The sequence below is a fragment of the Segnochrobactrum spirostomi genome (genome assembly GCF_009600605.1).
Lineage (GTDB): Bacteria > Pseudomonadota > Alphaproteobacteria > Rhizobiales > Segnochrobactraceae > Segnochrobactrum > Segnochrobactrum spirostomi.
On record NZ_VWNA01000002.1, the window covers coordinates 142,238 to 167,773 of the forward strand.

Sequence of the window (25,536 nt, forward strand, 5' to 3'; positions counted from 1 at the left end):
GGCATGACGGACGACAGACGGTTCTGGGTCGGCACCAGTTGGAAGATGAACAAGACGCTCGCCGAGGCGCTCGCCTTCGCCGACGGGCTCATCGCGGCCGATGACAAAGCCGATCACCGCATTCAGCGCTTCGTCATTCCGCCGTTCACGGCGGCGCGCGAGGTCAAGGCGCGGCTCGCGGGCACGTCGGTGAAGGTCGGTGCGCAGAACATGCACTGGGCCGAGAAGGGCGCGTGGACCGGCGAGGTCTCCGCCCCGATGCTCGTCGATTGCGGGCTCGATCTCGTCGAGCTCGGCCATTCCGAGCGGCGCGAGCATTTCGGCGAGACCGACGAGGCGGTCGGCCTGAAGACGGCCGTGGCGGTCCGCCATGGCCTCGTTCCCTTGATCTGCATCGGCGAGACGCTCCAGCAGCGAGCGGGCGGGCGGGCGGCCGCGGTCCTCGAAATGCAGGTGCGCGGCGCGCTCGCCTTTCTCTCCGACCGCGACAAGCGCACTGCGCCGATCCTGTTCGCCTACGAGCCGGTGTGGGCGATCGGCGAACACGGCATTCCCGCCTCCGCCGACTACGCCGACGCCCGCCAGGCCGAGATCGTCGCGGTCGCCGCCGACCTGCTCGGCCGCAAGGTACCGTGCCTCTATGGCGGCTCGGTCAATCCGCACAACGCGGAAGAACTCATCGCCTGCCCGCATATCGACGGGCTGTTCATCGGCCGCTCGGCCTGGGATGTCGCGGGCTATCTCGACATCCTGGAAAAGTGCGCGGCCCGAATCTGAAGGAGAACGACCATGAAACTCGCGATTGCCGGAGACAGCGCGGGCGAGGGCCTCGCCAAGGTGCTCGCCGATTATCTGAAGGACCGCTACGAGGTGAGCGAGGTGTCGCGCACCGATGCGGGGCCGGACGCCTTCTACGCCAACCTGTCCGACCGGGTCGCCTCGGGTGTGCTCGACGGTACCTACGACAAGGCGATCCTCGTCTGCGGCACGGGCATCGGCGTCTGCATTTCCGCGAACAAGGTGCCCGGCATTCGCGCCGCGCTGACCCACGACACCTACTCGGCCGAGCGTGCCGCGCTGTCGAACAACGCCCAGATCATCACCATGGGCTCCCGCGTCATCGGGCCCGAGCTCGCGAAGGCGATCGCCGACGCTTTCCTGAAAGAGACCTTCGACGAGACCGGCCGCTCCGCCGGAAACGTCCAGGCGATCAACGCGCTCGACGCGAAGTACAACGCCCGCTGAAGGCAGCGCGGCGGGGGCGATCCGTCGCCCCCGTCTCCGCTCCGCTGAGCGACGATCCACGCCGATCCGGCGCCGCGCCGCCGGCGTGGACTGGCGTGGGCGTCGTGCTAACGTCCGCCTCCCGCCGGTTCGGTGACAGGGAGGAGATCGCCAATGACAGAAACACAAAAGCTCATCAACGACGGCAACAGGGCGGTCGACGAGATGCTCGCCGGCATCGCGGCCGCCCATCCTCACCACGTCGCGCGGCTCGATCATGCGCCGCGCGCCATCATCGCCCGTCACGGGCCGCGCCCCGGCAAGGTCGCGATCGTGGTCGGCGGCGGCTCGGGGCACGAGCCCACCTTCCTCGGCTATGTCGGCAAGGGCCTCGCGGACGCCTGTGCCGTCGGCAACGTGTTCGCCTCGCCGCCGCCCCAGCCGGCGGTCGATGCCGCGATGGCGGTGCACGGCGGCGCGGGCGTGCTGTTCCTCTACGGCAACTATGCCGGCGACGTGATGAACTTCGACATGGCGTCCGAGCTTCTCGAAATGGAGGGGATCGAGGCGCGCACCGTGCTGACGACCGACGACGTCGCCTCGGCCCCGGCGGGCGAGCGCGACAAGCGCCGCGGCGTCGCCGGCAACGTCTTCATCTTCAAGGCGGCCGGCGCCGCGGCCGACCTGATGATGCCGCTCGACGAGGTCGTCCGGGTCGCCCACCACGCCAACGCCCGCACCTACACCATGGGCGTCGCGCTCTCCGCCTGCTCGCTGCCGCAGACCCGGCGGCCGAACTTCGACCTGCCGGCCGGGCAGATGGAGATCGGCATGGGCATCCACGGCGAGCCCGGCGTGCGGCGCGGTCCGTTGCTGCCGGCGAACGCGGTCGCCGACGAGATGCTCGACGCGATCCTGGCCGAGATGAAGGCGGACCCCGGCGACGAGGTGGCGGTGCTCGTCAATTCCCTCGGCGCGACGCCCCTGATGGAGCTTTACATCCTCAACGCCCGCGTCGCCGAGCGCCTCGCGGCCGCCGGCCTCAAGGTGCACGTCACGCTGGTCGGTCCCTATTGCACCTCGCTCGAGATGGCCGGTGCCTCGATCACGCTGATGCACCTCGACGACGAACTGAAGCGGTTGCTCGACCATCCGTGCGATTGCGCCATGTTCCGGGCGGGCTGAGCGATGGACTTCACGACGGACGACCTGAAGGCCCTGTTCGCCGCCCTTGCGGCGCGGATGAAGGCCGAACGCGACGGGCTCTGTGCCCTCGACGGGGTGATCGGCGACGCCGACCACGGCATCGCCATGGAGCAGGGCATGGCGGCGGCTTCCGACGCCGTCGCGGCGCTCACCGAGGGGACCTTGCAGGATCATTTCAACGCCGCGGCGAAGGGCTTCCTCAACGCGGTCGGCGCCTCGTCCGGTCCGCTCTACGCGACCGCCCTGCTGCGCGCCGGCAAGGCAGCCGGCCCCCGCCCGGCGATGCCGCGCACCGAAGGGCCGCTTCTGATCGTGGCGATGGCGGAGGGCATTCAGACCCGCGGCAAGGCGGAACTCGGCCACAAGACCATGCTCGACGCGTGGTTGCCGGCCGCGAACGCCGCGCAAGCCGGCGCGTCGTTCGTCGAGATCGTCGCCGCCGCCGACGCCGGGGCGGCGGCGACCGCCGACATGATCGCGACGCTCGGCCGCGCCGCCCGGCTCGGCGAACGCAGCCGTGGCCACCGCGATCCGGGGGCGGTCTCGGCCGCCATGATCATCGCCGAGTTCGCCCGCGCCTTCGCATAGACCGCGCTTCCACCCTTCGAGCGCCCTCGCGCCCGGCTCTCCGAGCCGGGCTTCTTTTTGCGTGGAGTGGGCCATCGAAACGTTTTAAAACGTGATCTTCACGAAAATTTCTGTTACATCGCTCTCCAAGCGCTTCGGAAAGAGGCGCACCGGGAAGAAGCGGGACGGGCGGAATGGCGTCGCTGATCGGCATCGACAACGGATTGACGGTGACCAAGGCCGTCGTGTTCGACGTGGACGGCACGCCGCTCGCGACCGCGCGCCGCCGCCTGCCCCAGGAGCACCCCCGCCCGCGCTTCGTCGAACGCGACATGGATGGGCTGTGGCGGGCGACCGCCGCCGCGGTGCGCGAGGCGCTCGCCGCCTCGGGCCGGCCCGCCTCCGACGTCGCCGCCATCGCTGCGACCGCCCACGGCGACGGGCTCTATCTCCTCGATCATGCGAAGCGCCCGCTCGGCCCCGGCATCCTGTCGCTCGACAGCCGGGCCGGTGCCGTCGCCGACGCCTGGAATGCGTCCGACGTCGCCGACCGCGCGCTCCATCTGACCGGTCAGGTGCCGCACGCTTCGGCGCCGTCCGCCATCCTCGCCTGGATTCGCGACAACGAGCCGGAGCGCTTCGCCCGCATCGGCTATGTGCTCGCCTGCAAGGATTGGCTGCGCTTCTGCCTCTCCGGCACCATCGGAACCGACCGCACCGAGGCGAGCACGTCCTTCACCAATGTGCTGACCCAGGACTTCGATCCGGAAGCGCTGGCGATCTTCGGCCTGGAGGCGCTTCAGGCCGCGCTGCCGCCGGTGGCGCGCTCGTCCGAGAGGGTCGGGTCGCTCACCGCCGAGGCGGCGGCGATGACCGGGCTTCTCGAAGGCACGCCGGTCGCCGCCGGTCTCCACGACGTCACCGCCTCGGCGCTCGGTATCGGCGGCCACGAACCGGGGCGCATCTCGATCGTCGCCGGGACCTATTCGATCAACGAGGTGGTGACGACGCGGCCGGCGGTCGACCGGCGCTGGTTCTGCCGCAACGCCATCGAGCCGGGCGAGTGGAATGCGATGGCGATCTCGCCCGCCTCGACCGCCAATTATGATTGGTTCCTCGACCACTTCTGCGGTGCCGAGCGCGCCGCCGAGGCCGCCGGCGGCGCCTCGATCCACACCGTGATCGCGACCGAGCTGGAGCAGGCCTTCGCCCGCCCCTCCGACATCGTGTTTCACCCCTTCCTGTACGGCTCGCCGTTCGGCAGCGCGGCGAGCGCCGGCTTCTTCGGCGTGCACGGCTGGCACGAGCGGGGCGATCTCCTGAAGGCGGTGCTCGAAGGCATCGTCTTCAATCACCGCCTCCATGTGGACGATCTCAGCGACGGCTTCGGCGCGAGCGCGTTGCGCATCTCCGGCGGCGGCGCCCGCAATCCCGCGCTGTCGCAGATGTTCGCCGATGCGATCGGCCTTCCCGTCGAGGTCTCCTCGGCGGACGAGGCGGCGGCCTGGGGCGCGGCGTTGACGGCGGGCAGCGCGGTCGGCCTGTTCGCCTCGCCGCGCGGCGGCGCCCGGGCGACGACCCGTCTCCTGCGCCGCCACGAGCCGAACCCCGACCGCGGCGCTGCGCTCGACGCGCGCTACCGCCTGTTCCGGGAGCTCGCGACCGCGATGCGTCCCCATTGGGAGGCGATCGAGGCGCTGGCGGCGGCGTCCCGGACGGGAGGCGGCGCATGACGGCGAGCCCCCCGAAATCGAACAGCCGGCGCGGCGAGATCGCCGATTATCTGATTGAGGTCGGGCAGGCGCGGATCGACGACCTCGCCGAGCGTTTCGGCGTCTCGCGCATGACGATCCACCGCCATGTCGACGAACTCGCCCGCCAGGGCCTGCTGCGCAAGCTCCACGGCCACGTCACCCTGCAGCCGACCGGTCTTTACGAGAGCGCCTATCGCTACCGCGCGACCGTGCGCGAGGCGGAGAAGAAGGCGCTCGCCCGCGCTGCCGTCGCTCTGATCGAGCCGGGGCAGGCCGTCATGCTCGACGATTCCTCGACCGCGAGCGCGCTCGCGCCGCTTCTCGAAGAGGTCGGCCCGCTGACGGTGATCACCAATTCGATGGTGGTGGTGAACATCGTCGCCGGCTTCGACGAGGTCGAGCTGATCTGCGTCGGTGGCCGCTTTCATCCGACCTATCAGGCCTTCATCGGGCCGATCGCCGAGCGCATCATCTCTTCGCTCCGGGCCAACATCCTGTTTTGCTCGGCCTCGGCGGTCGAGGGCACCACCTGCTTCGTGCAGGACGCCCAGGTGACCCAGGTGAAGCAGGCGATGATGGCCGCCGCGACGCGCCGGGTGCTGCTGCTCGACGACGGCAAGCTCGGCAAGACGGCCCTCAACGTGCTCGCCGATCTCAAGGCGTTCCACGACGTGTTGATGACCGACGGCCTCAAGGCCGACGAACGGCGCCGGCTCGAGGCGGCCGGCGTTCCCATGACCCTCGTCAAGACGAAGGCGCGCGAGACATGACGATCCTGGCGAGCGAGGCGGCCCCGTGGCCGTCGCAGATGGCCGGCCGGGTGGCGGCGTTCGGAGCCGAGGCGGCGGTCGACGTGCTCATCGTCGGGGCCGGCATCAACGGCGCGGGACTGTTCCGCGATCTCACTGCCCAGGGGCTCAGCGTCGTGATCGCTGACAAGGGCGATTTCGGCGGCGGCACCAGTGCGGCGCCGTCGCGGCTGATCCACGGCGGCATCAAATATCTCGAAACGGGCGAACTGCGCCTCGTCGCCCAGTCCACGCTGGAGCGCAACCTGCTCCTGCGCAATGCGCCCCATTATGTCCGCCCGCTGCCGACCCTCATCCCGATCTTCTCCTGGACCAAGGGCGTCACCGCGGCTCTCAGGACTTTGCTGGGCTCCAAGACGGCGCCGCGCAGCCGCGGCGCGCTGCTCATCAAGGCGGGGCTTGCGATGTACGATTTCTACGGCGCGCGCCACCGCGTGATGCCGACGCACCGCATGGCCGGCCGCGCCCGCTCGCTGCGCGATCTGCCCGCCTTGACGCCGGCGATCGTGGCGACCGGCACCTATTATGACGCGACCGTCACCCATCCCGAGCGCCTCGTTCTCGAACTCATCGAGGACGGCCTCGCCGACAGCCCGCGCTCCGTCGCCGTCAACCACGCCCGCGTCGCGATGGCGCCGGACGGGCGCGTCACCGTGACGAGCGCGCTCGACGAGGGCGCCCGCTTCACCCTGCGGCCGGCGATCGTCGTCAATGCCGCGGGTCCGTGGATCGACGGCGTCAACGCCGCCTTCGGCGAAGCGTCCAAGATGATCGGCGGCACCAAGGGCTCGCATCTCCTGTTGCGCCACGATGCGCTCCTGCGCGAGCTCAAGGGCCGCATGATCTATTTCGAGGCGGACGACGGCCGTATCTGCCTCGTCTTCGAATATCTCGGCCTCGCCATGGTGGGGTCGACCGACATCAAGGCGAACAATCCGGACAGCGTCCGCTGCGAGGCGGTGGAGACCGATTATCTGCTCGACAGCCTGCGCCGCCTGTTGCCGAAGCTCACCTTCGACCGCAGCCAGATCGTCTACACCTATAGCGGCATCCGCCCGCTGCCCGCCTCCGACGCCAAGGACCCGGGCCTCATCAGCCGCGACCACGCGACGCCGGTGCTCGAACCTGCGGGCGCTCGTCCGTTTCCGATCCTGTCGCTCGTGGGCGGCAAGTGGACGACCTTCCGCGGCTATGCGGAGGAGGTCGCCGACATGGTGCTCGGCCGGCTCGGCCGTTCGCGCCGCGCCTCGACCCGGGAGATGGCGATCGGCGGTGGTCGTGACTATCCCCGCGACGCCGCCGGCGAGGCGGCCCTGATCGGCCGTATCGCAAGCGACGCGGGGATCGACCGGGCCTTGGCCGAAGGCCTGTTTCGCCGCTATGGGACGCGGGCGAGCCGCATCGCCCGCCACATCGCGGAAACGGGCCTCCGCCGTCCTCTCGTCCATGCGCCGGACGTTGTCGAGGGTGAGATCGATTTCATCCTCGTCGAGGAGCATGTCGGCCGCCTCGCCGATCTGGCGCTGCGACGCACGACGCTCTCGATCACCGGCCGCATGACCACGGCCCTCCTCGACGAGCTCGCCGATCTCGCCGCCCGCCGCCTCGGCTGGAGCCCCGCCCGCCGCGCCGAGGAGATCGCCGAGACGCGGACGATCCTTGCAAGTCGCCATGACGTCGCCCTCGATTGAGGAGTCGACGTCGAGGGCTCAACCCGCCTTGGCCGGCGTCGCGCGCTCGAAGAGCTGAAAAAGGTTGCCGGCCGGATCCGCGACGGTCAGCACCCGGCCGTGGGCTCCCATGTCGCGCAGCGGACCGAGCGCGGTACCGGCGTCCCGCAGGCGCGTCGTCATCGCCTCGAGGTCCTGCACTTCGAACACGATGGTGGCGCCGCGGGCCTCTTCAGGCCCCTCCGAGCGGTCGCCGAGCGCGAAGCTCGCACCGCCGCAGTCGTATTGGGTCCAGCGCGCGGCATCGGCGAACTTGAGCTTCAGGCCGAGAATATCCTCGTAGAAGGCGCGGCTTTCGGCCATGTCGTCGACGACGAGATAGGCACTCTGCAGGCGAATGACCGGCATGATGTCCTCAATAGACGGTCCAGCCGGCATCGCAGACGAGGCAGGCACCGTTGACGTAGTGAGCGGCGTCGGAGGCGAGAAAGACCGCCGTCGGCGCGATGTCGTCCGCTCCGGCCTGCGGAGGCCGCGTCGCGAGACCCTTCTGGCGCAGGGCCCAGCCCGCCGCGGACGGTTCGGCGCCCGCCGCGAGCTCGGTCTTCACCGAGCCCGGCGCGATGCCGTTGCAGCGGATGCCGCGATCTCCATAGGTGGCGGCGACCGCCCGTGTCAGGCCGAGAATGCCGTGCTTGCTCGCGGTATAGGCGACGCCGCCGCGTCCGCCCTGGAAGCTCGCGATCGAGCACGTGTTGACGAAGACGCCCCGTCCGCGCGCCAGCATGCCGGGCAGGGCGGCCTGGGTGACGAGGAACGGACCGGTGAGGTTGACGGCGACGACACGGTCCCACAGGGCGAGCGGGATCTCGTCCGCCGGCATCATCCGATCGAGCACGCCGGCATTGTTGCAGACGATCTCGACCGGGCCGAAGCGGGCCTCGGCCGCCTCCATCATGGCGTCGATCGGCCCCGCCTGACTGACGTCGGCGACATGGGTCGCGAAAGCGTCCGGCGCGTCGATCAATGCCGCCGTCTCGGCGAGGCGTTCGGCAGACAAGTCGACCGCGAACACCCGGGCACCGGCCGCGACGAAGGCCGCGCTCATGGCGCGCCCGATGCCCGATCCGGCACCGGTGATGATCGCGAGGCGACCGCCGAGGTCCGTCATCATGGCGTTTCCCCGGCGGCTCAGGCGGCGGGCGCGGGAAGGTCGGCGAAGGCGCCGGAGCGGTAGAGCAGGGCGGCCCGTTCCGGCGCCACGCGGGCCGCGACCACGGCGCCGAGATAGATCGTGTGGGTGGTCCAATCGACGGTGCGGGCCACCACGCAATCGAACGCCGCCACGGCGTCGGTGAGGATCGGGGCACCGGTCTCCAGCACGGTCCAGGCGCCGGCCTCGAAGCGCTCGGCCCCGCGCACCCCGTGACGGCCGGCGAACCGGTCGGCGAGCGGGCGATGATGCGCCGCGGTGACGTTGACGCTGAAGATGCCGGCTTCCGCGATGGCGGCATGGCCCTCGGTGGAGCGGTTGACGCAGACGAGCAGGGTCGGCGGGTCCGCCGAGACGGAGCAGACGGCGGTCGCGGTGAGACCGCGGCGGCCGTCGCCGGACCCGGTGGCGATGATGGTCACGCCGGCGGCGAGCTCGCGCATCGCCGCGCGGAACAGATCGGCCTCGACGGGGCTGCGCATCGGTTGCGACGGCGGCGCATCGAACGGGTTGAGGGAATGGAGGTCAGCCGGGAAAGCCATCATCCGTCGAATCCCAGATAGGCGCTGCGCACTTGCGGGTGGTTCAGCAGGACGTCGCCGGGGCCGGTCAGCGAGATCTCCCCCGATTCCAGCACGAACGCCCGGTCGGCGATCTCGAGAGCCCGGTAGGCGTTCTGCTCGACGAGCAGGATCGTGACGCCCTCCCGGTTCACCCGCTTGATCGACTCGAGCACGAGATCGACGATCTGCGGGGCGAGCCCCATGGTCGGCTCGTCGAGCAGGAGAAAGCGCGGCCGCGCCATCAAGGCTCGCCCCATCGCGACCATCTGCTGTTCGCCGCCGGAGAGCGTGCCGGCGAGCTGGCGATAGCGCTCCTTGAGGCGCGGGAAGAGCTCCAGCACATGGTCGAGATCGTGCCGCTTCTCGGCGCGATCGCTGCGGGTGTAGCCGCCGATCTCGAGATTTTCCGCGACCGTCATGCGGCCGAACAGGCGTCGTCCCTCCGGCACCTGGGAAATGCCGCGGCGGACCCGCTCGTGGGGCGGCAGCGCGGTGATGTCCTCGCCGTCGAGCACGATCGCCCCGCCGCCGATGGTCCGCAGGCCGCACAGCGCGTTGAGCACCGTCGTCTTGCCGGCCCCGTTGGCGCCGACGATCGTCACGATTTCTCCGGCGGCGGCCGAGAAGCTGACCCCGCGCACCGCGGCGATCGCGCCGTAGGTGACGGTGAGGTTCGAGACTTGGAGGTTGACGCTCATGCCGCCCCCGCTTCCGCGATGCTCGCTTCTTCCGAGAGATGTTCGACCGCCTCGACCTCCGCCGCCGTCGCCCGGCGGCCGAGATAGGCGGTGATCACCCGTTCGTCGGCCTGAATCTCGGTGGGACGGCCCTCGGCCAAGACCGCACCCTGGTCGAAGACGGTGATGCGGTCGGCGATCGCCATCACCACGCGCATGTGGTGCTCGATCAGGATGACGGTCACGCCGAGATCGGAGCGGATGCGCTCGATCAGGCCGACGAGCGCGTGCCCTTCGGCAGGGTTCATGCCCGCCGCGGGCTCGTCGAGCATCAGCAATTTCGGCTGTCCGACGAGAGCCCGCGCGATCTCGAGCCGCCGCTGGTCGCCATAGGGCATGTTGCGGGCGAGCGTGCCGGCGCGATGGGGGATGCCGACGAAATCGAGCATCGCTCGCGCCCGTTCGCGCGCCTCGGCTTCCTCCGCGCGGTGGCCCGGGGTGCGCAGGACGACGCCGAGAAACGAACTCTTGAGGCGGCGGTGCTCGCCCACGAGCACGTTCTCGATCGCCGTCATGCTCTCGAACAGCCGGACGTTCTGATAGGTGCGCGCGACGCCGTGGGCGGCCACGCGATGGGCCGGCAATCCGTCGATGCGCGCACCGTCCAGACGGATGATGCCGGCGCTCGGTTTCACGAACGCGGTGATGCAGTTGAACACCGTCGTCTTGCCGGCCCCGTTCGGTCCGATGATGGCGTGCACGCTGCCGCGGGCGACCGAGAGATCGACCCGGCGCACTGCCGCGAGGCCGCCGAAGCTCTTGCCGAGCCCCTGAACGTCGAGGAGCGTTTCGGACGCCGGTCCCCGGCTCGGGTGGGCGAGGACGTCAGACATGAGACGTCTCCTTGGCGTGGGCCGGCCACAGGCCTTCGGCCTTCAGATGCATCATCGCGACCAGAGCGAGCCCATAGAACAGGTAGCGGAACTCGCCGAACTCGCGCAGCAACTCGGGCAGGCCGATCAGCGCGATCGCCCCGACGACGACGCCGGGCAGGCTGCCGAGCCCGCCGATGACGAGGATCGCGAGCACGTTGATCGAGACGAGAAGCTGGAAGGAATGGGGAAACACCGAGCCGATGAGCACGGCGAAGACCGCACCCGCCGCGCCGGCGAAGGCAGCGCCGACGGTGTAGGCGAGGAGCTTCATCGCGACGAGGTCGATGCCGAGCGCCTGGGCGACGTCCTCGTCCTCCCGCACCGCGAGCCAGGCCCGGCCGATGCGCGAATGCTGGAGACGCCAGGAGACCAGCCCGACGATCGCCGCGATCGCCAACGCGAGATAATAGAGGTCGGCGGGCGTGTTGAGCACGAGGCCGCCGATCCGCGGTCGGGCGATCTCGATGATGCCTTGCGAGCCCCCGAGCACCGGCGCCAGCGCGTCCGAGAGGACGAGGACGCGCACGATCTCACCGAGGCCGAGCGTCGCCATCGCCAGATAGTCGCCACGCACCCGCAGCACCGGCAGGCCGAACAGGAGGCCCGCCACGGCGGCGAGGGCGACGGCGATCGGCAGCGCGATCCAGAACGAAACGTGGGCGATGGCGAACGGCGTGTTGGACGACAGCAGCGCGACCGTGTAGGCGCCGACGGCGAAGAAGGCGACGAAGCCGAGGTCCACGAGGCCGGCGAGGCCGAGCTCGATGTTGAGGCCCATCCCCATCAGGATGTAGAGCGCGACGAGCATCGCCACCTGGGCGACGAAGGCGTTGGTGACGAGCGGCAGGGCGAGGATCGCCACGATCATCAGCGCGAGGCCGATCCGCTTGCGCAGGGCGATGCTCCGCTCGCTGAGAGCGCGTCCGCGCAGCGCGCTGCGGCCGACGCTGAGGGCCGCAGCGGCGAGGCAGAGTACGACAGCGGCGGCGGGATTGACGCCGGAGAAGCCGAAGATCGCCGATTCAAGGCCGCGCAGCCCCGGCACGTTGTCGAGGATGCTCGCGAAGACGTCGCGGAACAGGCCCGCCGCGACCGCCGCGGCCAGACCCGCGACGACCGCACGCCGGGCGACCGGGGGCAGCACGGTCAGGACGCTTCCCGCGAGCCCGAGCATCGCCCCGCCGACGGCGAGGCAGGCGAGCGCCCGTGTGGAGGCGAGCCCCAAGCCGAAGCTGAGCGCCCGCACCAAAGCGGGGCTGGCGGCGACCAGGGTGGCGCGCAGATTGACGGACGAGACCAGCAGGACGAGGGCCGCGAGCAGGATCCCGGCGAGGAGCCCGGCCGCTGCGCCGTGGGCGAGGCGCGTCGCCGCCGGCGCGGCCCCCGCGGCCCGGGCGCCGAACGCCCCCGTCGCGAGCCCGATGGTGACGAGGACCGTCTGGGCGAGCGTCAGCACGCCCTCGATCACCGGGCGCCCGTCCATGATCGTGTAGGCGCCGACGAGCGCGAATGCGATCGCGGCGAGGCCGCCGAAGAGGCCGATCCGGAGCGCTTCCGCGAGCGCACCGCCGCGGCGGCGCTCCAGGCGGTAGGAACTGGTGACGGCAGCGAAGGTCATGGCGTCAGACCCTTTCGATCCGTTTCGGCGCGGGCCGCGCGCCTGTCGTCGGGACGGGGGCGGGGCATCATGCGCGCTTCGTCGAGAGCCGTTCGCCGAGCAGGCCCTGCGGACGGAAGATCAGCACCAGCACCAGCATGCCGTAGCCGATGACGTCCTTGAGCTGGTACGGCGCCGGGATATGGAAGCCTTCGAGGAGCAGCGCCGGCCCGAGCGCTTCGGCGAGGCCGAGCACCAGCCCGCCGAGCATGGCGCCGCCGAGATTGCCGATGCCGCCGAGGATCGCCGCGGCGAATCCCTTCACGCCGAGAAAGAAGCCCATGAAGACGGTGATCTGCTTGAACACCAGGGCGTAGAGGACTCCGGCGACGCCGGCCATCGCGCCGCCGATCGCGAAGGTCGCCACGATGACCCGGGCGACGTCGATGCCGACGAGGGCGGCCGCGTCGCGATCCTCGGCGACGGCCCGCATCGCCTTGCCGAGCGGGGTGAGACGGACGACGGCGAGCAGGCCCGCGAGCATGACGATCGCCGCCGCGAATGCGATGATCTGAACGATCTGCAGGGTGATGCCGAACACCACGACGGAGCCCTCCATCCAGCCGAAGCCGGGATAGGCACGGTTGCGGGTGCCGAACAGACCGCGGGCCGAATATTCCAGGATGAAGGTGAGGCCGATCGCGCAGATGAGCGGCGCGAGCGAGCGGACGTGGAGGAACGGCCGATAGGCGACCCGTTCGATGCCGATCGAGACGAGCGCGCCGGCCGCCATCCCCGCCGCGAGAATGAGCGGCAAGGCAAGAAGGGGGAGGGCGCTCGTCACCCCGGCACCGGCGAGGGCGTTCGCCGCGAAGAGACCGGCGAACGAGCCGACCATCATGACGTCGCCGTGGGCGAAGTTGATCATCCGCAGGATGCCGTAGACCATCGTGTAGCCGAGCGCGATCAGCGCGTAGACGCTGCCGATGGTGAGCCCGAAGACGATGAAGGAGATCCAGCTCTCGGCGGAGTAGGTGTCGGCAGCGATGCTGCCGACGAGACCGACGAGGACGACGAGGGCGACGACGATCCGGATCGCGAGCAGGATATGATCGACCCAGGTCGAGCGCCGGAGCCACTCGGAGAGTGGGCCCGGCGCCTTCGTCTCGGCTGCGGCCGTCACGGATAGATCCGCTTCGGGTTGGTGCCCGGGGAGAAGCTCGACGGATCGTCGCTGACGAACTCCCAGATGGCGTAGGTGGCGGCGCCGCAATCGCCGTTGGCGTCGCAGGTCAGCGTGCCGGTGAGGCCGGAGACGCCCTTGCTCGCCATCAGCGCGTCGTGCAGCGCCTTGCGGCCGATATAGAGGTTGCCGTCCGCGTCGGTCTTGCCCACCGCCTTGATGGCGTCGAGCGCGAGCAGCGTCGCGTCGTAGCCGTAGGCGCTGAACCCGCCGATCGGCGCCTCGCCGTACTCGGACCTGAACTTCTCCACGAACTTCGGGAACTGGCTGGAGAAGAGGTCGGTCGACGGCCCGACGATGCGGAAGCCGACGATGGACGGCCCGGCCGCCTCGATGGTGTTGGCGCTGAAGGTGCCTTCGCCACCGATGATGAGCGTGTTCTTGAGGTCAGGCACCTCCTGCTTCTGGCGCAACAGGAAGCCGATGCTCGAGACGAAGACCGGGCTGAAGATCGCCTCCGGCTTCGATTGGGCGATGCGGGTCAGCACCGGGCGCAGGTCGGTATCGGAGGGGGAGATCGCCTCCGCGGCGACGATCTTGCCGCCCTTCGCGGTGAAATCCTTGGCGAAGGCTTGAACGAGCTGCTCGGTATAGGGGCTACCGTCGTGAATGGTCGCAGCCGTCTTGAGCCCGAGCTTGTCGTAGACGTAGGCGGCGGTGAACTGGCCGCTCTTCAGGTCGTTCGGCACCGAGCGCAGGAAGCCCTTGAAGCCGTCCGGCCGATCGGGCGCGGTGAGCGCCGGCGAGGTCGCGCCGAAAGCGATGCTGGAGATGCCGACATTCCACAGGATCGGCGCGCCGACCCGGGCGCCGCTCGAGCAGCTCGGCCCCACCACGACGACGATCTGACGGTTGCCCGCAAGCTTGCTCGCGGCCGTCTGGCCGCCCTCGGCGGTGCATTGCGCGTCCTCGCCGATCAGTTTGACGGGGAAGCCGAGCACCGAGCCGCCGGCATCGCCGATCGCGATCTCGGCGCCGCGCAGTTCGTCGATACCCTGGTTGGTGTCGCCGCCGGACTGCGAGGAATAGCCGCCGATCAGGATCGGCTGGCCCTTCGGAATTTCAACGACGCCGAGATCGTCGGTCACCGGACCGACGGTTTCGGCGTGGACGCTCGTCGAGGCCAGCAAGGCCGCGGCGAGCGCCCAGGCACGAGCGCTCTTGTTCACCATGGTCAACCCCTTCTGGTTTGCGCGGCCGCCTCGTTGGACGGTCCGTCGTCTTCTGGTCTCAGGCTGCGATCGCCGACGGCGTGCCGATCTTGGCGAGCGGTCCGACCTCCCGTTCGACGAGCGGCAGCACTTCGGCACCGAACCGCTCCAGCGCCCGGCGGGCGCGGGCGACGGGCATGTCCCCGAACTGGAAGAAGCAGTTGTAATGGGACGGATTGAGGTGGCGGATCTCGGCGACGAGCCGTTCCGCGACATGATGCGGATCGCCGATCAGCAGGTTGTCGACGAAGGTTTCGAGCGGCGGTTCGTCCGGGAGAGCGGGCGCGATGACGAAGGAGCCGTCGAGCGCGAGCTGCGAGGTGCGCAGGCCATGCACCATGCGGCCGACGTAGCGGGCCCGCTCGCCGGCTTCGAGGGCTTCCTCGCGGCTGTCGGTGACGTGGATATATTGCTGCAGGGCGACCGGCATGGTCGGCCCGTCGAGCCCGGCCGCGACCCAGGCCGAGCGCACCTGCTCGGCGATGGCGAACAGCGCCGGAGAGCCCCGCCAGCCCGCGGTGATGAAGGGCACGCCGCCCCATTTCGCGATCGCCTTCAGGATCGGCGGGTGGGGCGAGGTGCAATAGACCGGCGGCATCGGCTTCTGCAGCGGCCGCACCGTGATGGCCGAATCCGGCACCGAGATGTGCTGGCCCTGGAACGAGACGCGTCCCTCGGCCAGCACCTTCTCCACGATCGTCCAATATTCGAGGAAGATCTCGGTCTTCTTCGTCACGTCGGCGCCGTAGCGCTCGAATTCGTAGGCCTGATAGCCGGTGCCGACGCCGAGCACGGCCCGTCCGCCGCTCGCCTGGTCGAGGAAGGCGATCTCCTGGGCGATGCGCATCGGATGATAGAGCGGCAGCACCACCACGCCGGCGCCGAGCTTGATCCGGCTGGTGTGGCCGGCCATGTGCGCCGCCGTCATGATCGGCGAGATGCTGATCGAATAATTCGTGAAATGGTGCTCGGCAAACCAGGCGATCTCGAAGCCGATATCCTCGGCAAGCTTCACCATGGAACGCGTATCGTCGATGACGCCCGCGATCCCGCCCGGGTTATCGCGAAGCCCCATCAGGTTGAAGAGACCAAAATGCATGACGGTCGGCGCCTTGTGTTGGCGGTTTTCAGCGATAGGAGCGGATCAGGGGATGAAATAGCCGCCGCTGACGGCGATCGTCTCGCCGACCATGTAGCGGTTCTTGTCGGAGAGCAGGAACAGGATGACGTCGGCGATGTCGTCCGGCTCCGCGGCGCGGCCGATCGGCGCCTGGGCAATGAGCTCGGGCAGGAAGCCGCCGGCGCGTGCCTTGTCGGTCGCGATCGCCGCCGGCCCGACGCCGTTGATGAGGACGCCGTCGGCGCAGAAGGCGACGCCGAGGCTTTTCGTCAGGCTCACCACCGCCGCCTTCATGGCCGCGTAGTGCATGTTCTTCGGATGGGCCTTGAAGGCGTCGATCGAGGCGACGTTGACGATGCGCCCGCCGCCGTTGGCCTTCATGTGTTCGATCGCCGCGACGGAGACGTGGTAGAGCCCCTTCACGTTCACCGAGAAGCTGAAATCCCAGTCGTCGTCTGAAATCTCGAGGATCGGCCGGCGCGGATAGACGCCGGCACAGTTGACGAGCCCGTGGATGCGGCCGGCACCGGCGACCGCTTCCGCGAACAGAGCCGCGGCGCTTTCGCGGCGGGTGATGTCGCCGATCACGGCGAACGCCTCGCCCCCCGCAGCCCGGATCTCGGCAACGGCGGCCTCGGCTGCGGCCGCGTTGAGGTCGAGGACGATGGCCTGGTCGCCCTGGGCGGCGAGCCCGAGGCACACTGCCTTGCCCAATCCGCTCGCGCCGCCCGTAACAATGACGTTCTGCCCGCTCATGGAAGTTCCGAGACTCCGTGTTCCCCTGGACGCCGTTTGCGCGTCTCTATGGCATCACTGTCTCAATCGGAGCGGCTTCGGTGCAAACGATCAATTCTACTGGATGGATTAGCGGCAAGCCCCGGCTCGACTTGCGAGAAGCTGAGCTTCTTGCGGAATAAGAACAGCTAATTTGCACACCGATCGGGCAGACCGTAGCGTTCTTTGGGCAGGAGGCATGTCATGGTCAAACTCGGCCTGTTCAGCCTGATGGGGCTCTACGACCGAAATACCTCGCCGGCGTCGGTGCTACGCACCACGATCGACGCCGTCCGGATGGCGGAGGATTTCGGATTCGACGTCGGCTGGTTCGCCGAGCACCAGTTCACCAACCATTCGATCTGCCCGTCCTCCCTCCTCATGGTCGCCCATTGTGCTGCGGAGACCAAGCGCATCCGGCTCGGGCCGGCGGTGCTCGCGCTGCCGTTCTACGACCCGGTCCGCCTCGTCCAGGAGACGGCGTTCGCCGACCTCCTGACCCACGGCCGGCTCACCTTGGGCCTCGGCTCGGGCTATCAGCCCCACGAATTCGAGCGCTACCGCGTCGATCCCCACGAGCGCCACGACATCATGCTGGAAGCCTGGGACATCCTGGAGCAGGGGATGACCTCCGGCGTCGTCGATTATCACGGTGCCTTCTATCAGATCCCGCGCACCGAGCTCTCCATGCGCCCGTTCGGGCTCGCCATGCCGGAAGTCTTCGTGGCGAGCTGCCACCCGGAGGTGGTGGCGCGCACCGCCCGCAACGGTCACACTCCCTTCATGAGCTTCGGTCATCGGGGGCTCGCGGCGGCGGTCGCGTTCCGCAATCTCATCGCAGAGCGTTGGCGCGCCGGGGGCGGCGACCCGGCGACGATGCCGCTTGCCGTGCAACGCTACATTTACGTCACCGACGACGAAAACGATGCCCGCCACGCCGCGCGGTGCGTGCGCGATCTCGCCCGCGCCGCGGTGCCGCTGTCGACCACGGCGCCGACCCGTGATGGGCCGTTCCTGCGCCTGATGCCGCTCAACGACGAGCCGCCGCTGGACGACTTCCTCGACAATGCGGTGATCGGGCCGGCCGATTATTGCGCCGAGAAGCTGCGCCAGGAGATCGAGGCGCTGAAGCCGACGCATCTCTCCTGCTTCATGGGATTCGCGGGCATCGGCCGGCGCGAGACGCTCGCCTCGATCGAGCGCTTCGGCTGCGACGTGATTCCGCAACTCGAAGGCCTGCTCGAGCTGCGCGGTGTCGATCTCAAGGATGCGGCGTAAGGGAGGCTGGCCATGAAACCGCAGGATCGTGCCCGGCTCACCGACACCGATGCGGGCCTCGATCCGTCCGATCCCGCGTCGCCGAGCGCCGCCCTGCCGCATGCGGATTTGCCGAACGACGGAGCCGTCCCGATGGTCGACCCGGTCAACGATGCGGTGGCGGGGCGCGCGAGCCGCCGTCCCCACCGCCTGCCGCCGCTCAATCTCTTCCGTGTGTTCGACGCCGCCGCCCGCAACGGCAGCTTCACGACGGCGGCGGAGGAACTCTGCGTCACCCAATCGGCTGTCAGCCAGCAGATCCGGCAACTCGAAGACCTGCTCGATGTGCGCCTGTTCCGCCGCCTGCCACGCCGGGTGGAACTGACCCGCGAGGGCAATTCGCTCGCGAGCGCGGTGCGCGAATCCATGGCCCTGCTCGCCCATGCCTGCGACCGCATCGCCGATCCGAAGGCGCCGGCGGTGCTCTGCGTCAACGCGCTTCCGTCGATCGCTTCGCGCTGGCTGGTGCCGCGTCTCAAGCGCTTCATGCAACTGCATCCGCAGATCAAGGTGACGTTGCTCGCGTCCAGCGACCCGGTCGATTTCGACCGGCAGGACATCGACATCGCGATCCGCTGGGGGCGTGGAAGCTGGCCGGGCGTCCGGGCCGAGCCGCTCGGCCGCGGACGGCTCTTTCCGGTGTGCAGCCCGACCCTCCTGCGCGAAGGGCCGCCGCTCACCGGCCCCCAGGATCTCACCCGCTACACGCTGCTGCAGGCCGTCAATTCGAGCCTCTGGGCGACCTGGTTCAGCGCCGCCGGGGCGCCGGGCCTCGCCTTCGACGAAAGCCTGTTCTTCAACGATGCTGGGCTCATGCTCGACGCCGCCGTGCAGGGCCAGGGCATCGCGCTCACCAGCCATCTGCTCGTCGAGCAGGATCTGCAGAGCGGCCGCCTCGTCCGCCCCTTCGAGACCGAGATCGAGACCGAAGACGGCTATCACGTTCTGACGAGCCCGGAATTCTCCGAGAAGCCGGTCGTCGCCGAATTCCGGCGGTGGATCCGCTTGGAGGGCGCCCAGTCCCTCTGAGGGGCGTCCACGCTCACCCGCTCCGCCCTGCCATTCTTGCCTCGCGCGCCATTCGGCGCGCCCTCTGGAGATCTGCCATGCCGCGCCTGGGTTTCATCGGGACGGGAGCCTTGACGGCCGCCGTCGTCCACGGCCTCGAAGCGGCGCATGGCGGGGCCACCGCGGACCCGCTCGAAATCCGCCTGACGCGGCGGTCCGAGGAGCGGTCCCGTGCCCTCGCCGGAGCCTATTCCAACGTCACGGTACTGGATCGTGCGGCCGACGTGGTCGCCGAGAGCGACATCGTCTTCCTCGCGATCCGACCGACCCAACTCGACGACGCGCTCGCCGGCTTGCCGTTCCGCCCGGATCAGATCGTCGTCAGTTTCCTCGCCGGCGTGCCGCTCGCCGTCGTCCGGGAAAAGGTCGCGCCGGTGGCGCGGGTGGTGCGGATCAACCCGCTGCCGCCGATCCGCTTCCGCAAGGGGCCGATCATGATGGTGCCGGCCGAGCCCGTGGTGGAGGCCCTGTTCCGCGACCTCGGCGATCTCATCGTGTCCGACCGGGAGGCCGATCTCGTCGCCATCGCGAACGGCAGTGCGGTGATGTCGTCGCATTTCCGGCTGCAGAACACGGTGATCGCCTGGCTGGAGCGCCGCGGCATGGCGAGCGAGCCGGCGACGCTCTATGTCCGCTCGCTGTTCGCCGGGCTCGCCGAGGTCGGGCTCGCCTCGATCCGCGACGGCGAGCCGCTCGACCCCACCCATCACGAGACGAAAGGCGGCCTGAACGAGCGGGCGCGCACCCATCTCGAGTCGGTCGGCTGGTTCGACGAAGCCGTGCGCGCCCTCGATCTCGCCGAGGCGCACAAGCTGACACGGGCGGAGACGCCGGCGCCGAAGCCTTGAGCGGGCCTGGGGCGGCCGAATGGGGCCCGCGCGGTCGCGTCAGAGCGTGTCGAGGGGGATGTTGAGCTTGAGGGCGAGGTCGTCGTCGCTGAGGCCGAATTGTTTGCGCAGCTCCAGCATCTTCTGCTCGAGCCGCAGCAAGGCGAGGCCGAGGCGTTCGACCTCCTCTTCCGTCAGATTACCGCCCTCGACGCGGCGGATCGCCTGCTGCTCGACCACTTGGCGTAAGGTCTCGACCAGCATCAGGACGAGGCGGACGAGGCCCTGCTCGACGCGTTCGGGGTCGAGCGAGATCCGCCCGTCGAGGGCGTCCGTCAACAGGCTCGAGACGATCGGTCTGCTCACAGCGGGGCCCCCAGAGGTTCGGGTCCGAGAAGGAATAAGGCGGCCAGGGCCCGGTGCAGCTCAGGCTGAGATCGGAACGGACCTGCCGGAACGCGGCGACGTCGGTGAGGAAGGCCGCGACATCGGCGCGCCGGACCAGGAACGAGGCGCGCAAGTCCGGCTGGGCCGCCGAGCGCGGCCACAGAAAGCGGTCCACGGTGTGTTGAGCGAGCCGGTCGTGGGGAAAGGTCTCGCTCGACGCCGGCCAACTGAGCTGGCGGCTCGCGAGAGACTTGATGTAGGCCGCGCCGCGCCCCTCGCCGCGAATCTCGGTCAAGGCCGGCGGGGCCTCGCTGAAGCCGGCGATGCGCAGCGCGAACTCGACGCAACCGTCGATCCGTTCGAGCACCGCCTTGACCGCGTCCGCCTGCCGTTCGAGCACCCGGACGCAGGCCTCGCGATCCTCGACCAGCGTGCCGAAGCGGAGCGGCAGCACGGCGGCGGGTCCCATCAGCGCCTCCACCACCTCCTGATGCCGCAGCACGTTGGCGGGCTCGGGCGCCACCGCCCCGATGTCGGTCTCGCTCGCTGCGCAGGCGAGCCCGGCCGCTTCGACGAAGAAGGGGCGCGCGCCGGCGATGCCGATCGGGAGGGGCTTGGTCGGCGGCGGTGCGGCGAGAACGACATAGAGGTACAGCATTGTGCGGGCTCATTCGGCCTTGATGCCGCGCTCCGGCGGCGGCGCGTTCGCGTGGTCCCGCATGCGCTGCATGGTGTCGGTCGAGGCCAGAATGAGCTTCACGCCGACATAGACCAGGTCGATGCCGGCGATCGAAAGGGTGGCCTCGCCCCAAATGACGAGCCCTTTGTGGAGGGCGCGATCGAGCAGGTCGGCAATGGCGATCTCGCCGCTTGTGCTCGGCACGATCCGATCAGGCCCCGACAAGTCCGCCCCCCACGAAATTATACGGACCCCAGGGCCCGGTCAGCTCACAGCCGAGGCCGTCGCGCGCGCAGCGCTCCGTCATGTTCTCGATCGCGGCGTGCCAGCCGATCTCCTCGTCGGTTCCGACGAGGTAGGCCGCATTGAGCACCATGCGGCCGCGGCGGCGATGGATCGCCGGCGGCTGCGGCGGGTTGAGAACGGCGTCGCGGGCGCGGCGCGCCAGCGCCTCGTGGACATCGGCGACGCATTCCGCCAGCCGCGTCTCGTCGGCCTGGCTTTTCGCCCGCGCCTCCTGCTTGCGGCGGAAGAAGGCGGCCCCGGCACCTGCGGAGAGAGACACGGTCGCCGCGTCTGCCTGCTCGGCCCGCTCCGGATCGAAGAAGAGTTTGACACCCCATTCCCGCGCGGAGCGGCAGCGCGCGACGGCGGCGAGGAGACGATCCCCATGGTCGTCGAGCGCGGCGAAGAGCGCGGGCTCGCCGGAGAACAGGGTACAGAACTTCATCGGCAGCACAGTCGCAGCCTGGAGCAAGTCGGTCACGACCGCCTCGTGCGCGAGCACGCGGTCGCGCGTCCACTCCGCGTCGGACAGGCGGGCGGGCAGGGCCTCCGGGCCGAACTCGGAGGCCGGGACCTCGCTCGCGACCGCCGCGAGTGTGCCGTGGCGATAGCAGCGCGGCGGCGCGTCGGGCAGGATCCCGATGCGGATGAGGCTCTCGGCCTGTCGCGGTTCGTAATCGGCGATGATCGCGTATGTATAGAGCATGATCCCGCCCCTGAAGTCGTCGGCCGCCGTTCGCTGGAGCGCGGACGAGGGCTAGTCCCGCACCGCCTCCTGGCGCCGGATCGAGATCGGTTCGGCGTCCGCCAGCAGCGTCCGATAGGCGGCGGTGATCGCCACCATCCGGTCCGGACCGGCGGCCTCCACCACCTCGACGTCGCCGCGGCTCAGGGCGAGATCCTGATGCGCGCCGAGCGCGGCCCGCCGGTACGCCGTCTTGATCTCTGGATCGTCCTCGCCGACGCCGAGCAGCGCCCGCGCCGCGGCGATCTCGTGCCGCGCCGGCAGGTGAAGCTGGACCGAGGCGAAGTTGTAAGGGGCGAGCGGACCCACGAGACGGAAAGTCAGGCGGCCGTCGAACTCGCCGTCGAGCTCTTCGAGGACGGCATCGAGGGCGGTCTCGGCGCTCGGTTCGAGCAGGAGCGCGACATCCACGACCCCGGCCGGATCGGACGGTTGGGTCTCGATGATGTCCTCGGTGAGTTCTTCCAGACGCTCCACGACGCGCTGGCGAATCCGCTTCCGCCGGACGGTGATCTCTTCGCCGAGGCGTGTCGCCACCGCGTCCAGGGCGTCGCCGGTGCCGGCGGCGGCGCGGTCGCGCAGAGCGGCCGGGAACGCGGCGACGACCTCCGAGACCACGGTCTCGACGGGCCACCGCACGGCGAGGTTCATTTCCTGCCGGGTGCCCAACATGTCGAAGGCGGCGTCGAGCGCCGGTGCGCCGCGGTGCAGCGCCTGTGCGAGGCGCATCTCGTCCTCCGCGAGGCTGCCGAGCGAAACCGGTAGGGCGCAGCCGTGGCGCCGGAGATGGTCCATCACCGTCTGGCCGGCCAGCAGCCACGGCAGGATCGCGCTGCGCTCGAGGCCGGCGAGCCCGCCCGGGGGGGCGTCGCCAGTGACGGCGGAATAGGCGTCGCCTTCGATCAGGCGGAGCGCGGTCGGAAGACCCGTGTCGCGCGGCAGATCCGCCCGCGAGAGCGTGCCCTTCGGCATCACGGCGAAGACGAGGAGCTCGGTCATCCTGCCACATCCTCTCTTTGAACGTCGCGGCCGTGCGCGCTCCGGCGCATCGCGCGGACGGCGTCGTCGAAATGGCGCGGCTCGACCCTGAGCGTCGGTGCGGGCCCGTCGCCGGTTGCTTCGGCGACGATCTCTCGGATCGCGGCGAGGCCGGCGTGTCGGCACAAGGCTTCGAGGTCGGCCCCGACGAGGCCGGCGGTCGCCTCGGCGAGCGCTTCGAGATCGACCGTCTCGGCGAGGGGCATGCGGCGCGCATGGACGTCGAGAATGGCACGCCGCGTTTCGAGATCGGGCGCCCGGAACTCGACGAGGAGGTCGAACCGGCCCGGCCGCAAGAGCGCCGCATCGATCTGATCGAGGCGGTTGGTGGCGGCGAGCACGGTGACGCCGCGCAGATCTTCGATGCCGTCGATCTCGGTCAGGAACTGCGTGACGACGCGGTCGGTCATGGCATTGCCGAGGCCGCCACGGCTCGGCGTCAGGGTGTCGATCTCGTCGAAGAAGACGATGCAGGGGGCGGTCTGGCGCGCTTTGCGGAAGATTTCGCGCACGCCACGCTCGGATTCGCCGGCCCACATCGAGAGGAGCTGCGGGCCCTTCACTGCGATGAAGTTGGCGCCGCTCTCCCCGGCGAGGGCCTTGGCGAGCAGCGTCTTGCCGGTGCCGGGCGCGCCGTAGAAGAGAATGCCCTTGGGCGGGCTGATCCCCGCCGCGGCGAAGAGATCGCCGTGGCGGATCGGCCACTCCACGGCCTCGACGAGCATGCGCCGCACGTCGGTGAGGCCGCCCACGTCGCGCCATCTCTTATGCGAGACCTGGGTGACGATCTCGCGCAGCGCGCTTGGCTGGACGCTCGCCTGGGCTACGAGGAAATCGTCCGCGGTCACGGTGAGGGCCGCGAGCTTCTCCTCGGGAATGCGCCCGTTCTCGAAGTTCACGTCGGGGACGAGCCGGCGCAGCGCCGACATCGCCGCCTCGCGGCAGAGCGAAGCGAGATCGGCGCCGACAAAGCCGGGGGTCAGGAACGCCAGGCGGAACAGATCGACATCGGGGGCGAGCGGCATCCCACGGGTGTGGATCTCGAGTATCTCCCGGCGGCCGTCCTCGTCCGGCACGCCGACGAGGATTTCGCGGTCGAAGCGGCCGGGACGGCGCAGCGCGGGGTCGATCGCGTTCGGGATGTTGGTCGCCGCGATGACGATGACCTGCCCACGCGATTGCAGCCCGTCCATGAGTCCGAGAAGCTGGGCGACGACGCGCCGCTCCACCTGCCGATCGCCGCTCATTTCCTCGCGCTTCGGCGCGATGGCGTCGAGCTCGTCGATGAAGATGATCGACGGCGCCTGCTTCTGGGCCTCGTCGAAGATGCGGCGGAGCTGCGCCTCGCTCGCCCCGTACATCTTGTCGATGATCTCGGGGCCGTTGAGGTGGATGAAGTGGACGTTGGCTTCCTGGGCGACCGCGCGGGCGATCAACGTCTTGCCGGTGCCCGGCGGGCCGCAGAGCAGCACGCCCTTCGGCGGATCGATGCCGAGATGATGGAAGACTTCCGGATGCTTGAGCGGAAGCTCGATCATCTCGCGGATGCGGCGCACCTCGTTGCGCAGGCCGCCGACGTCCTCGTAGGTGATCGCGCTGCTGCGCGCGGTGCCGTCGAGAAAGCCGACATGGGCGTCCGGACCCGCGGTCACGGGACCGGCCGGGTCGCAGGCCTCGACCATGAACTCGCGCATCTGACCGCCCGCGATGCCGATCCGGATGCGGTCGCCGACGACGAAGGGAATGCCGTCGAGATGCCGCAGCAACGAGCGGGTATCCTGGGGCCGGCCGCCGGAGCCGACCTGGGAGAGGGTGAGCGAGCGGGCCCGGGCGAGCGTCGTGCGCCGGAGCGTCACCGTCTCGTCGAGGCTCGCCCCCGCATTGAGGCGCAGCAGCCCGTCCATCTGGACGAGGCTCTGCCTGCGCATACCTGCATGGGCCGGCATCGCGCGGGCGACGGTCGTGCGCCGGCCGACGATGGAGACGGCGTCGCCGATCTCGAGATCGAGGCGCTTCATGTCCTCCGGGTCGAGCCTGATCAGGCCGCGACCGACATCGCGCGAGGGTGCTTCGCTGACGCGGAAGGCAAGACCGGTCCCATCATCCGACATGGGCGATCTCCTGACTTGTCGTGGCGAGCGCGTGCTCCAGCTTGTCGAGCCGCTCCCGAAGCATCCGGTTCTCTTCCTGGAGCTCGCGGGCCTGGGCGTTGAGGTGCGGGTCGGCCTGCCACCAATTGATGCCCATCGCCATGGCGCGATCGACCGAGGCGACGACCAGACGAAGACGGATGTTGAGCAGATCGACTTCGACGAGCGATATCGAGATGTCGCCGGCGATGACGATGCCCTTGTCCAGCACACGCTCGAGAATGTCGGCAAGGCCGGCGGCTTGCAGAGAATGCTCCATACGCTGTTCGGCCATCACCCAGTCCTCTCATCGCCTCGAGCTGCAGCTTTCGGCGCAGTCGTCGTCAAAAAATGGAACGATCAGAAATTTAAGTATTCTCTGGTCGGCATGAACGTCTTCGAATTATTCGGAGGGGTCGGATCACGCACGCACGACCCTGTCCCGCAAGCGAGCCGGCGGGCCCCAGCGACCGGCCCCGATCGCGTCGGACCCGGCCT

At 69.5% G+C, this 25,536-nt stretch carries 27 protein-coding genes; 10 read left to right on the plus strand and 17 right to left on the minus strand.

Features of this window, described 5'->3' with window-relative positions; genetic code table 11:
• Nucleotides 1–3: 3 nt before the first annotated feature.
• From F0357_RS19200 to F0357_RS19230, 7 genes are all read left to right on the plus strand, one after another.
• On the plus strand, nucleotides 4–777 hold the full coding sequence (locus tag F0357_RS19200; RefSeq protein WP_153487891.1) for a triose-phosphate isomerase: 774 nt from the start codon (nucleotides 4–6) through the stop codon (nucleotides 775–777).
• 12 nt (nucleotides 778–789) lie between these two features.
• Nucleotides 790–1,245 (plus strand): D-erythrulose-4-phosphate isomerase, encoded by a 456-nt coding sequence (gene derI, locus F0357_RS19205; protein ID WP_153487903.1) that lies wholly within the window; start codon nucleotides 790–792, stop codon nucleotides 1,243–1,245.
• Nucleotides 1,246–1,398: 153 nt separating this feature from the next.
• Nucleotides 1,399–2,409, plus strand: coding sequence for a dihydroxyacetone kinase subunit DhaK (locus F0357_RS19210; RefSeq protein ID WP_153487905.1), 1,011 nt, complete (start codon nucleotides 1,399–1,401; stop codon nucleotides 2,407–2,409).
• A gap of 3 nt (nucleotides 2,410–2,412) precedes the next feature.
• Nucleotides 2,413–3,018 carry a dihydroxyacetone kinase subunit DhaL gene (gene dhaL, locus F0357_RS19215; protein WP_153487910.1) on the plus strand — a complete coding sequence of 202 codons (606 nt, stop codon included), beginning with the start codon at nucleotides 2,413–2,415 and terminating at the stop codon, nucleotides 3,016–3,018.
• 173 nt (nucleotides 3,019–3,191) lie between these two features.
• A complete protein-coding gene (locus F0357_RS19220) occupies nucleotides 3,192–4,730 on the plus strand; it encodes an FGGY-family carbohydrate kinase (protein WP_153487914.1) in 1,539 nt (512 codons plus the stop codon).
• Entirely contained in the window at nucleotides 4,727–5,521 is a 795-nt protein-coding gene (locus F0357_RS19225) for a DeoR/GlpR family DNA-binding transcription regulator (RefSeq protein ID WP_153487918.1), read from the plus strand. The genes F0357_RS19220 and F0357_RS19225 overlap by 4 nt, the downstream gene beginning before the upstream one ends.
• Before the next feature lie 38 nt (nucleotides 5,522–5,559).
• Nucleotides 5,560–7,251, plus strand: a complete 1,692-nt coding sequence (locus tag F0357_RS19230) for a glycerol-3-phosphate dehydrogenase/oxidase (RefSeq protein ID WP_246161810.1) — start codon at nucleotides 5,560–5,562, stop codon at nucleotides 7,249–7,251.
• 18 nt (nucleotides 7,252–7,269) lie between these two features.
• Here F0357_RS19230 and F0357_RS19235 read toward each other — a convergent pair whose 3' ends face one another.
• From F0357_RS19235 to F0357_RS19280, 10 genes are all read right to left on the minus strand, one after another.
• Nucleotides 7,270–7,638 (minus strand): VOC family protein, encoded by a 369-nt coding sequence (locus tag F0357_RS19235; protein WP_208948481.1) that lies wholly within the window; start codon nucleotides 7,636–7,638, stop codon nucleotides 7,270–7,272.
• A 7-nt stretch (nucleotides 7,639–7,645) separates the two neighbouring features.
• Entirely contained in the window at nucleotides 7,646–8,404 is a 759-nt protein-coding gene (locus F0357_RS19240) for an SDR family NAD(P)-dependent oxidoreductase (RefSeq protein ID WP_246161767.1), read from the minus strand.
• Nucleotides 8,405–8,421: 17 nt separating this feature from the next.
• Entirely contained in the window at nucleotides 8,422–8,988 is a 567-nt protein-coding gene (locus F0357_RS19245; RefSeq protein ID WP_246161769.1) for a flavin reductase family protein, read from the minus strand.
• Nucleotides 8,985–9,704, minus strand: a complete 720-nt coding sequence (locus F0357_RS19250) for an ABC transporter ATP-binding protein (RefSeq protein ID WP_153487938.1) — start codon at nucleotides 9,702–9,704, stop codon at nucleotides 8,985–8,987. The genes F0357_RS19245 and F0357_RS19250 overlap by 4 nt, the downstream gene beginning before the upstream one ends.
• On the minus strand, nucleotides 9,701–10,576 hold the full coding sequence (locus F0357_RS19255; protein ID WP_153487942.1) for an ABC transporter ATP-binding protein: 876 nt from the start codon (nucleotides 10,574–10,576) through the stop codon (nucleotides 9,701–9,703). The genes F0357_RS19250 and F0357_RS19255 overlap by 4 nt, the downstream gene beginning before the upstream one ends.
• Nucleotides 10,569–12,236, minus strand: a complete 1,668-nt coding sequence (locus tag F0357_RS19260; RefSeq protein WP_153487946.1) for a branched-chain amino acid ABC transporter permease — start codon at nucleotides 12,234–12,236, stop codon at nucleotides 10,569–10,571. The genes F0357_RS19255 and F0357_RS19260 overlap by 8 nt, the downstream gene beginning before the upstream one ends.
• A gap of 67 nt (nucleotides 12,237–12,303) precedes the next feature.
• On the minus strand, nucleotides 12,304–13,398 hold the full coding sequence (locus tag F0357_RS19265) for a branched-chain amino acid ABC transporter permease (protein WP_312861736.1): 1,095 nt from the start codon (nucleotides 13,396–13,398) through the stop codon (nucleotides 12,304–12,306).
• Nucleotides 13,395–14,630, minus strand: a complete 1,236-nt coding sequence (locus tag F0357_RS19270) for a branched-chain amino acid ABC transporter substrate-binding protein (protein ID WP_153487950.1) — start codon at nucleotides 14,628–14,630, stop codon at nucleotides 13,395–13,397. Before F0357_RS19270 ends, F0357_RS19265 begins: the two co-directional genes overlap by 4 nt.
• A gap of 58 nt (nucleotides 14,631–14,688) precedes the next feature.
• Nucleotides 14,689–15,768 carry an LLM class flavin-dependent oxidoreductase gene (locus F0357_RS19275; RefSeq protein WP_153487955.1) on the minus strand — a complete coding sequence of 360 codons (1,080 nt, stop codon included), beginning with the start codon at nucleotides 15,766–15,768 and terminating at the stop codon, nucleotides 14,689–14,691.
• Between the two features lie 45 nt (nucleotides 15,769–15,813).
• Nucleotides 15,814–16,545 carry an SDR family NAD(P)-dependent oxidoreductase gene (locus tag F0357_RS19280; RefSeq protein WP_153487959.1) on the minus strand — a complete coding sequence of 244 codons (732 nt, stop codon included), beginning with the start codon at nucleotides 16,543–16,545 and terminating at the stop codon, nucleotides 15,814–15,816.
• 222 nt (nucleotides 16,546–16,767) lie between these two features.
• Here F0357_RS19280 and F0357_RS19285 point away from each other — a divergent pair, with 222 nt between their 5' ends.
• The 3 genes from F0357_RS19285 to F0357_RS19295 all read left to right on the plus strand — a co-directional run bounded on the left by F0357_RS19285 (nucleotide 16,768) and on the right by F0357_RS19295 (nucleotide 19,796).
• Nucleotides 16,768–17,841, plus strand: a complete 1,074-nt coding sequence (locus tag F0357_RS19285; RefSeq protein ID WP_153487963.1) for an LLM class flavin-dependent oxidoreductase — start codon at nucleotides 16,768–16,770, stop codon at nucleotides 17,839–17,841.
• 12 nt (nucleotides 17,842–17,853) lie between these two features.
• Nucleotides 17,854–18,909 carry a transcriptional regulator GcvA gene (gcvA, locus tag F0357_RS19290; RefSeq protein WP_246161770.1) on the plus strand — a complete coding sequence of 352 codons (1,056 nt, stop codon included), beginning with the start codon at nucleotides 17,854–17,856 and terminating at the stop codon, nucleotides 18,907–18,909.
• A gap of 77 nt (nucleotides 18,910–18,986) precedes the next feature.
• Nucleotides 18,987–19,796, plus strand: a complete 810-nt coding sequence (locus F0357_RS19295; protein ID WP_153487968.1) for an NAD(P)-binding domain-containing protein — start codon at nucleotides 18,987–18,989, stop codon at nucleotides 19,794–19,796.
• Nucleotides 19,797–19,835: 39 nt separating this feature from the next.
• On the opposite strand, the gene F0357_RS19300 is transcribed toward F0357_RS19295, so the two are convergent.
• Genes F0357_RS19300 through F0357_RS19330 form a run of 7 tightly spaced genes read right to left on the minus strand, consistent with a single transcriptional unit; the run spans nucleotide 19,836 to nucleotide 25,333 of the window.
• Nucleotides 19,836–20,039: a gas vesicle protein K gene (locus F0357_RS19300; RefSeq protein ID WP_246161771.1), complete on the minus strand. Its 204-nt coding sequence runs from the start codon at nucleotides 20,037–20,039 to the stop codon at nucleotides 19,836–19,838.
• Complete coding sequence (locus F0357_RS19305) at nucleotides 19,975–20,820, minus strand: GvpL/GvpF family gas vesicle protein (RefSeq protein WP_246161772.1); 846 nt, start codon at nucleotides 20,818–20,820, stop codon at nucleotides 19,975–19,977. Before F0357_RS19305 ends, F0357_RS19300 begins: the two co-directional genes overlap by 65 nt.
• 9 nt (nucleotides 20,821–20,829) lie before the next feature.
• Nucleotides 20,830–21,045, minus strand: a complete 216-nt coding sequence (locus F0357_RS19310) for a gas vesicle protein (protein ID WP_312861737.1) — start codon at nucleotides 21,043–21,045, stop codon at nucleotides 20,830–20,832.
• Nucleotides 21,046–21,052: 7 nt separating this feature from the next.
• Nucleotides 21,053–21,832, minus strand: coding sequence for a GvpL/GvpF family gas vesicle protein (locus F0357_RS19315; RefSeq protein WP_153487974.1), 780 nt, complete (start codon nucleotides 21,830–21,832; stop codon nucleotides 21,053–21,055).
• A gap of 51 nt (nucleotides 21,833–21,883) precedes the next feature.
• Nucleotides 21,884–22,870 carry a GvpL/GvpF family gas vesicle protein gene (locus F0357_RS19320; protein ID WP_153487978.1) on the minus strand — a complete coding sequence of 329 codons (987 nt, stop codon included), beginning with the start codon at nucleotides 22,868–22,870 and terminating at the stop codon, nucleotides 21,884–21,886.
• Complete coding sequence (locus F0357_RS19325; protein WP_153487981.1) at nucleotides 22,867–25,020, minus strand: CDC48 family AAA ATPase; 2,154 nt, start codon at nucleotides 25,018–25,020, stop codon at nucleotides 22,867–22,869. Before F0357_RS19325 ends, F0357_RS19320 begins: the two co-directional genes overlap by 4 nt.
• Entirely contained in the window at nucleotides 25,010–25,333 is a 324-nt protein-coding gene (locus F0357_RS19330; RefSeq protein ID WP_246161773.1) for a gas vesicle protein, read from the minus strand. The genes F0357_RS19325 and F0357_RS19330 overlap by 11 nt, the downstream gene beginning before the upstream one ends.
• Nucleotides 25,334–25,536: the final 203 nt, after the last annotated feature.

Coding starts and splice junctions, on each gene's coding strand:
- F0357_RS19305 (WP_246161772.1), bottom strand. CDS start 20,820: ATGCTGTACCTCTATGTCGTTCTCGCCGCACCGCCGCCGACCAAGCCC.
- F0357_RS19240 (WP_246161767.1), bottom strand. CDS start 8,404: ATGATGACGGACCTCGGCGGTCGCCTCGCGATCATCACCGGTGCCGGA.
- F0357_RS19225 (WP_153487918.1), top strand. CDS start 4,727: ATGACGGCGAGCCCCCCGAAATCGAACAGCCGGCGCGGCGAGATCGCC.
- F0357_RS19315 (WP_153487974.1), bottom strand. CDS start 21,832: ATGCTCTATACATACGCGATCATCGCCGATTACGAACCGCGACAGGCC.
- F0357_RS19210 (WP_153487905.1), top strand. CDS start 1,399: ATGACAGAAACACAAAAGCTCATCAACGACGGCAACAGGGCGGTCGAC.
- F0357_RS19235 (WP_208948481.1), bottom strand. CDS start 7,638: ATGCCGGTCATTCGCCTGCAGAGTGCCTATCTCGTCGTCGACGACATG.
- derI (WP_153487903.1), top strand. CDS start 790: ATGAAACTCGCGATTGCCGGAGACAGCGCGGGCGAGGGCCTCGCCAAG.
- F0357_RS19300 (WP_246161771.1), bottom strand. CDS start 20,039: ATGCTGGTCGAGACCTTACGCCAAGTGGTCGAGCAGCAGGCGATCCGC.
- gcvA (WP_246161770.1), top strand. CDS start 17,854: ATGAAACCGCAGGATCGTGCCCGGCTCACCGACACCGATGCGGGCCTC.
- F0357_RS19325 (WP_153487981.1), bottom strand. CDS start 25,020: ATGTCGGATGATGGGACCGGTCTTGCCTTCCGCGTCAGCGAAGCACCC.
- F0357_RS19320 (WP_153487978.1), bottom strand. CDS start 22,870: ATGACCGAGCTCCTCGTCTTCGCCGTGATGCCGAAGGGCACGCTCTCG.
- F0357_RS19255 (WP_153487942.1), bottom strand. CDS start 10,576: ATGTCTGACGTCCTCGCCCACCCGAGCCGGGGACCGGCGTCCGAAACG.
- F0357_RS19275 (WP_153487955.1), bottom strand. CDS start 15,768: ATGCATTTTGGTCTCTTCAACCTGATGGGGCTTCGCGATAACCCGGGC.
- F0357_RS19220 (WP_153487914.1), top strand. CDS start 3,192: ATGGCGTCGCTGATCGGCATCGACAACGGATTGACGGTGACCAAGGCC.
- F0357_RS19270 (WP_153487950.1), bottom strand. CDS start 14,630: ATGGTGAACAAGAGCGCTCGTGCCTGGGCGCTCGCCGCGGCCTTGCTG.
- F0357_RS19200 (WP_153487891.1), top strand. CDS start 4: ATGACGGACGACAGACGGTTCTGGGTCGGCACCAGTTGGAAGATGAAC.
- F0357_RS19280 (WP_153487959.1), bottom strand. CDS start 16,545: ATGAGCGGGCAGAACGTCATTGTTACGGGCGGCGCGAGCGGATTGGGC.
- F0357_RS19285 (WP_153487963.1), top strand. CDS start 16,768: ATGGTCAAACTCGGCCTGTTCAGCCTGATGGGGCTCTACGACCGAAAT.
- F0357_RS19250 (WP_153487938.1), bottom strand. CDS start 9,704: ATGAGCGTCAACCTCCAAGTCTCGAACCTCACCGTCACCTACGGCGCG.
- dhaL (WP_153487910.1), top strand. CDS start 2,413: ATGGACTTCACGACGGACGACCTGAAGGCCCTGTTCGCCGCCCTTGCG.
- F0357_RS19295 (WP_153487968.1), top strand. CDS start 18,987: ATGCCGCGCCTGGGTTTCATCGGGACGGGAGCCTTGACGGCCGCCGTC.
- F0357_RS19230 (WP_246161810.1), top strand. CDS start 5,560: ATGGCCGGCCGGGTGGCGGCGTTCGGAGCCGAGGCGGCGGTCGACGTG.
- F0357_RS19330 (WP_246161773.1), bottom strand. CDS start 25,333: ATGGCCGAACAGCGTATGGAGCATTCTCTGCAAGCCGCCGGCCTTGCC.
- F0357_RS19245 (WP_246161769.1), bottom strand. CDS start 8,988: ATGATGGCTTTCCCGGCTGACCTCCATTCCCTCAACCCGTTCGATGCG.
- F0357_RS19260 (WP_153487946.1), bottom strand. CDS start 12,236: ATGACCTTCGCTGCCGTCACCAGTTCCTACCGCCTGGAGCGCCGCCGC.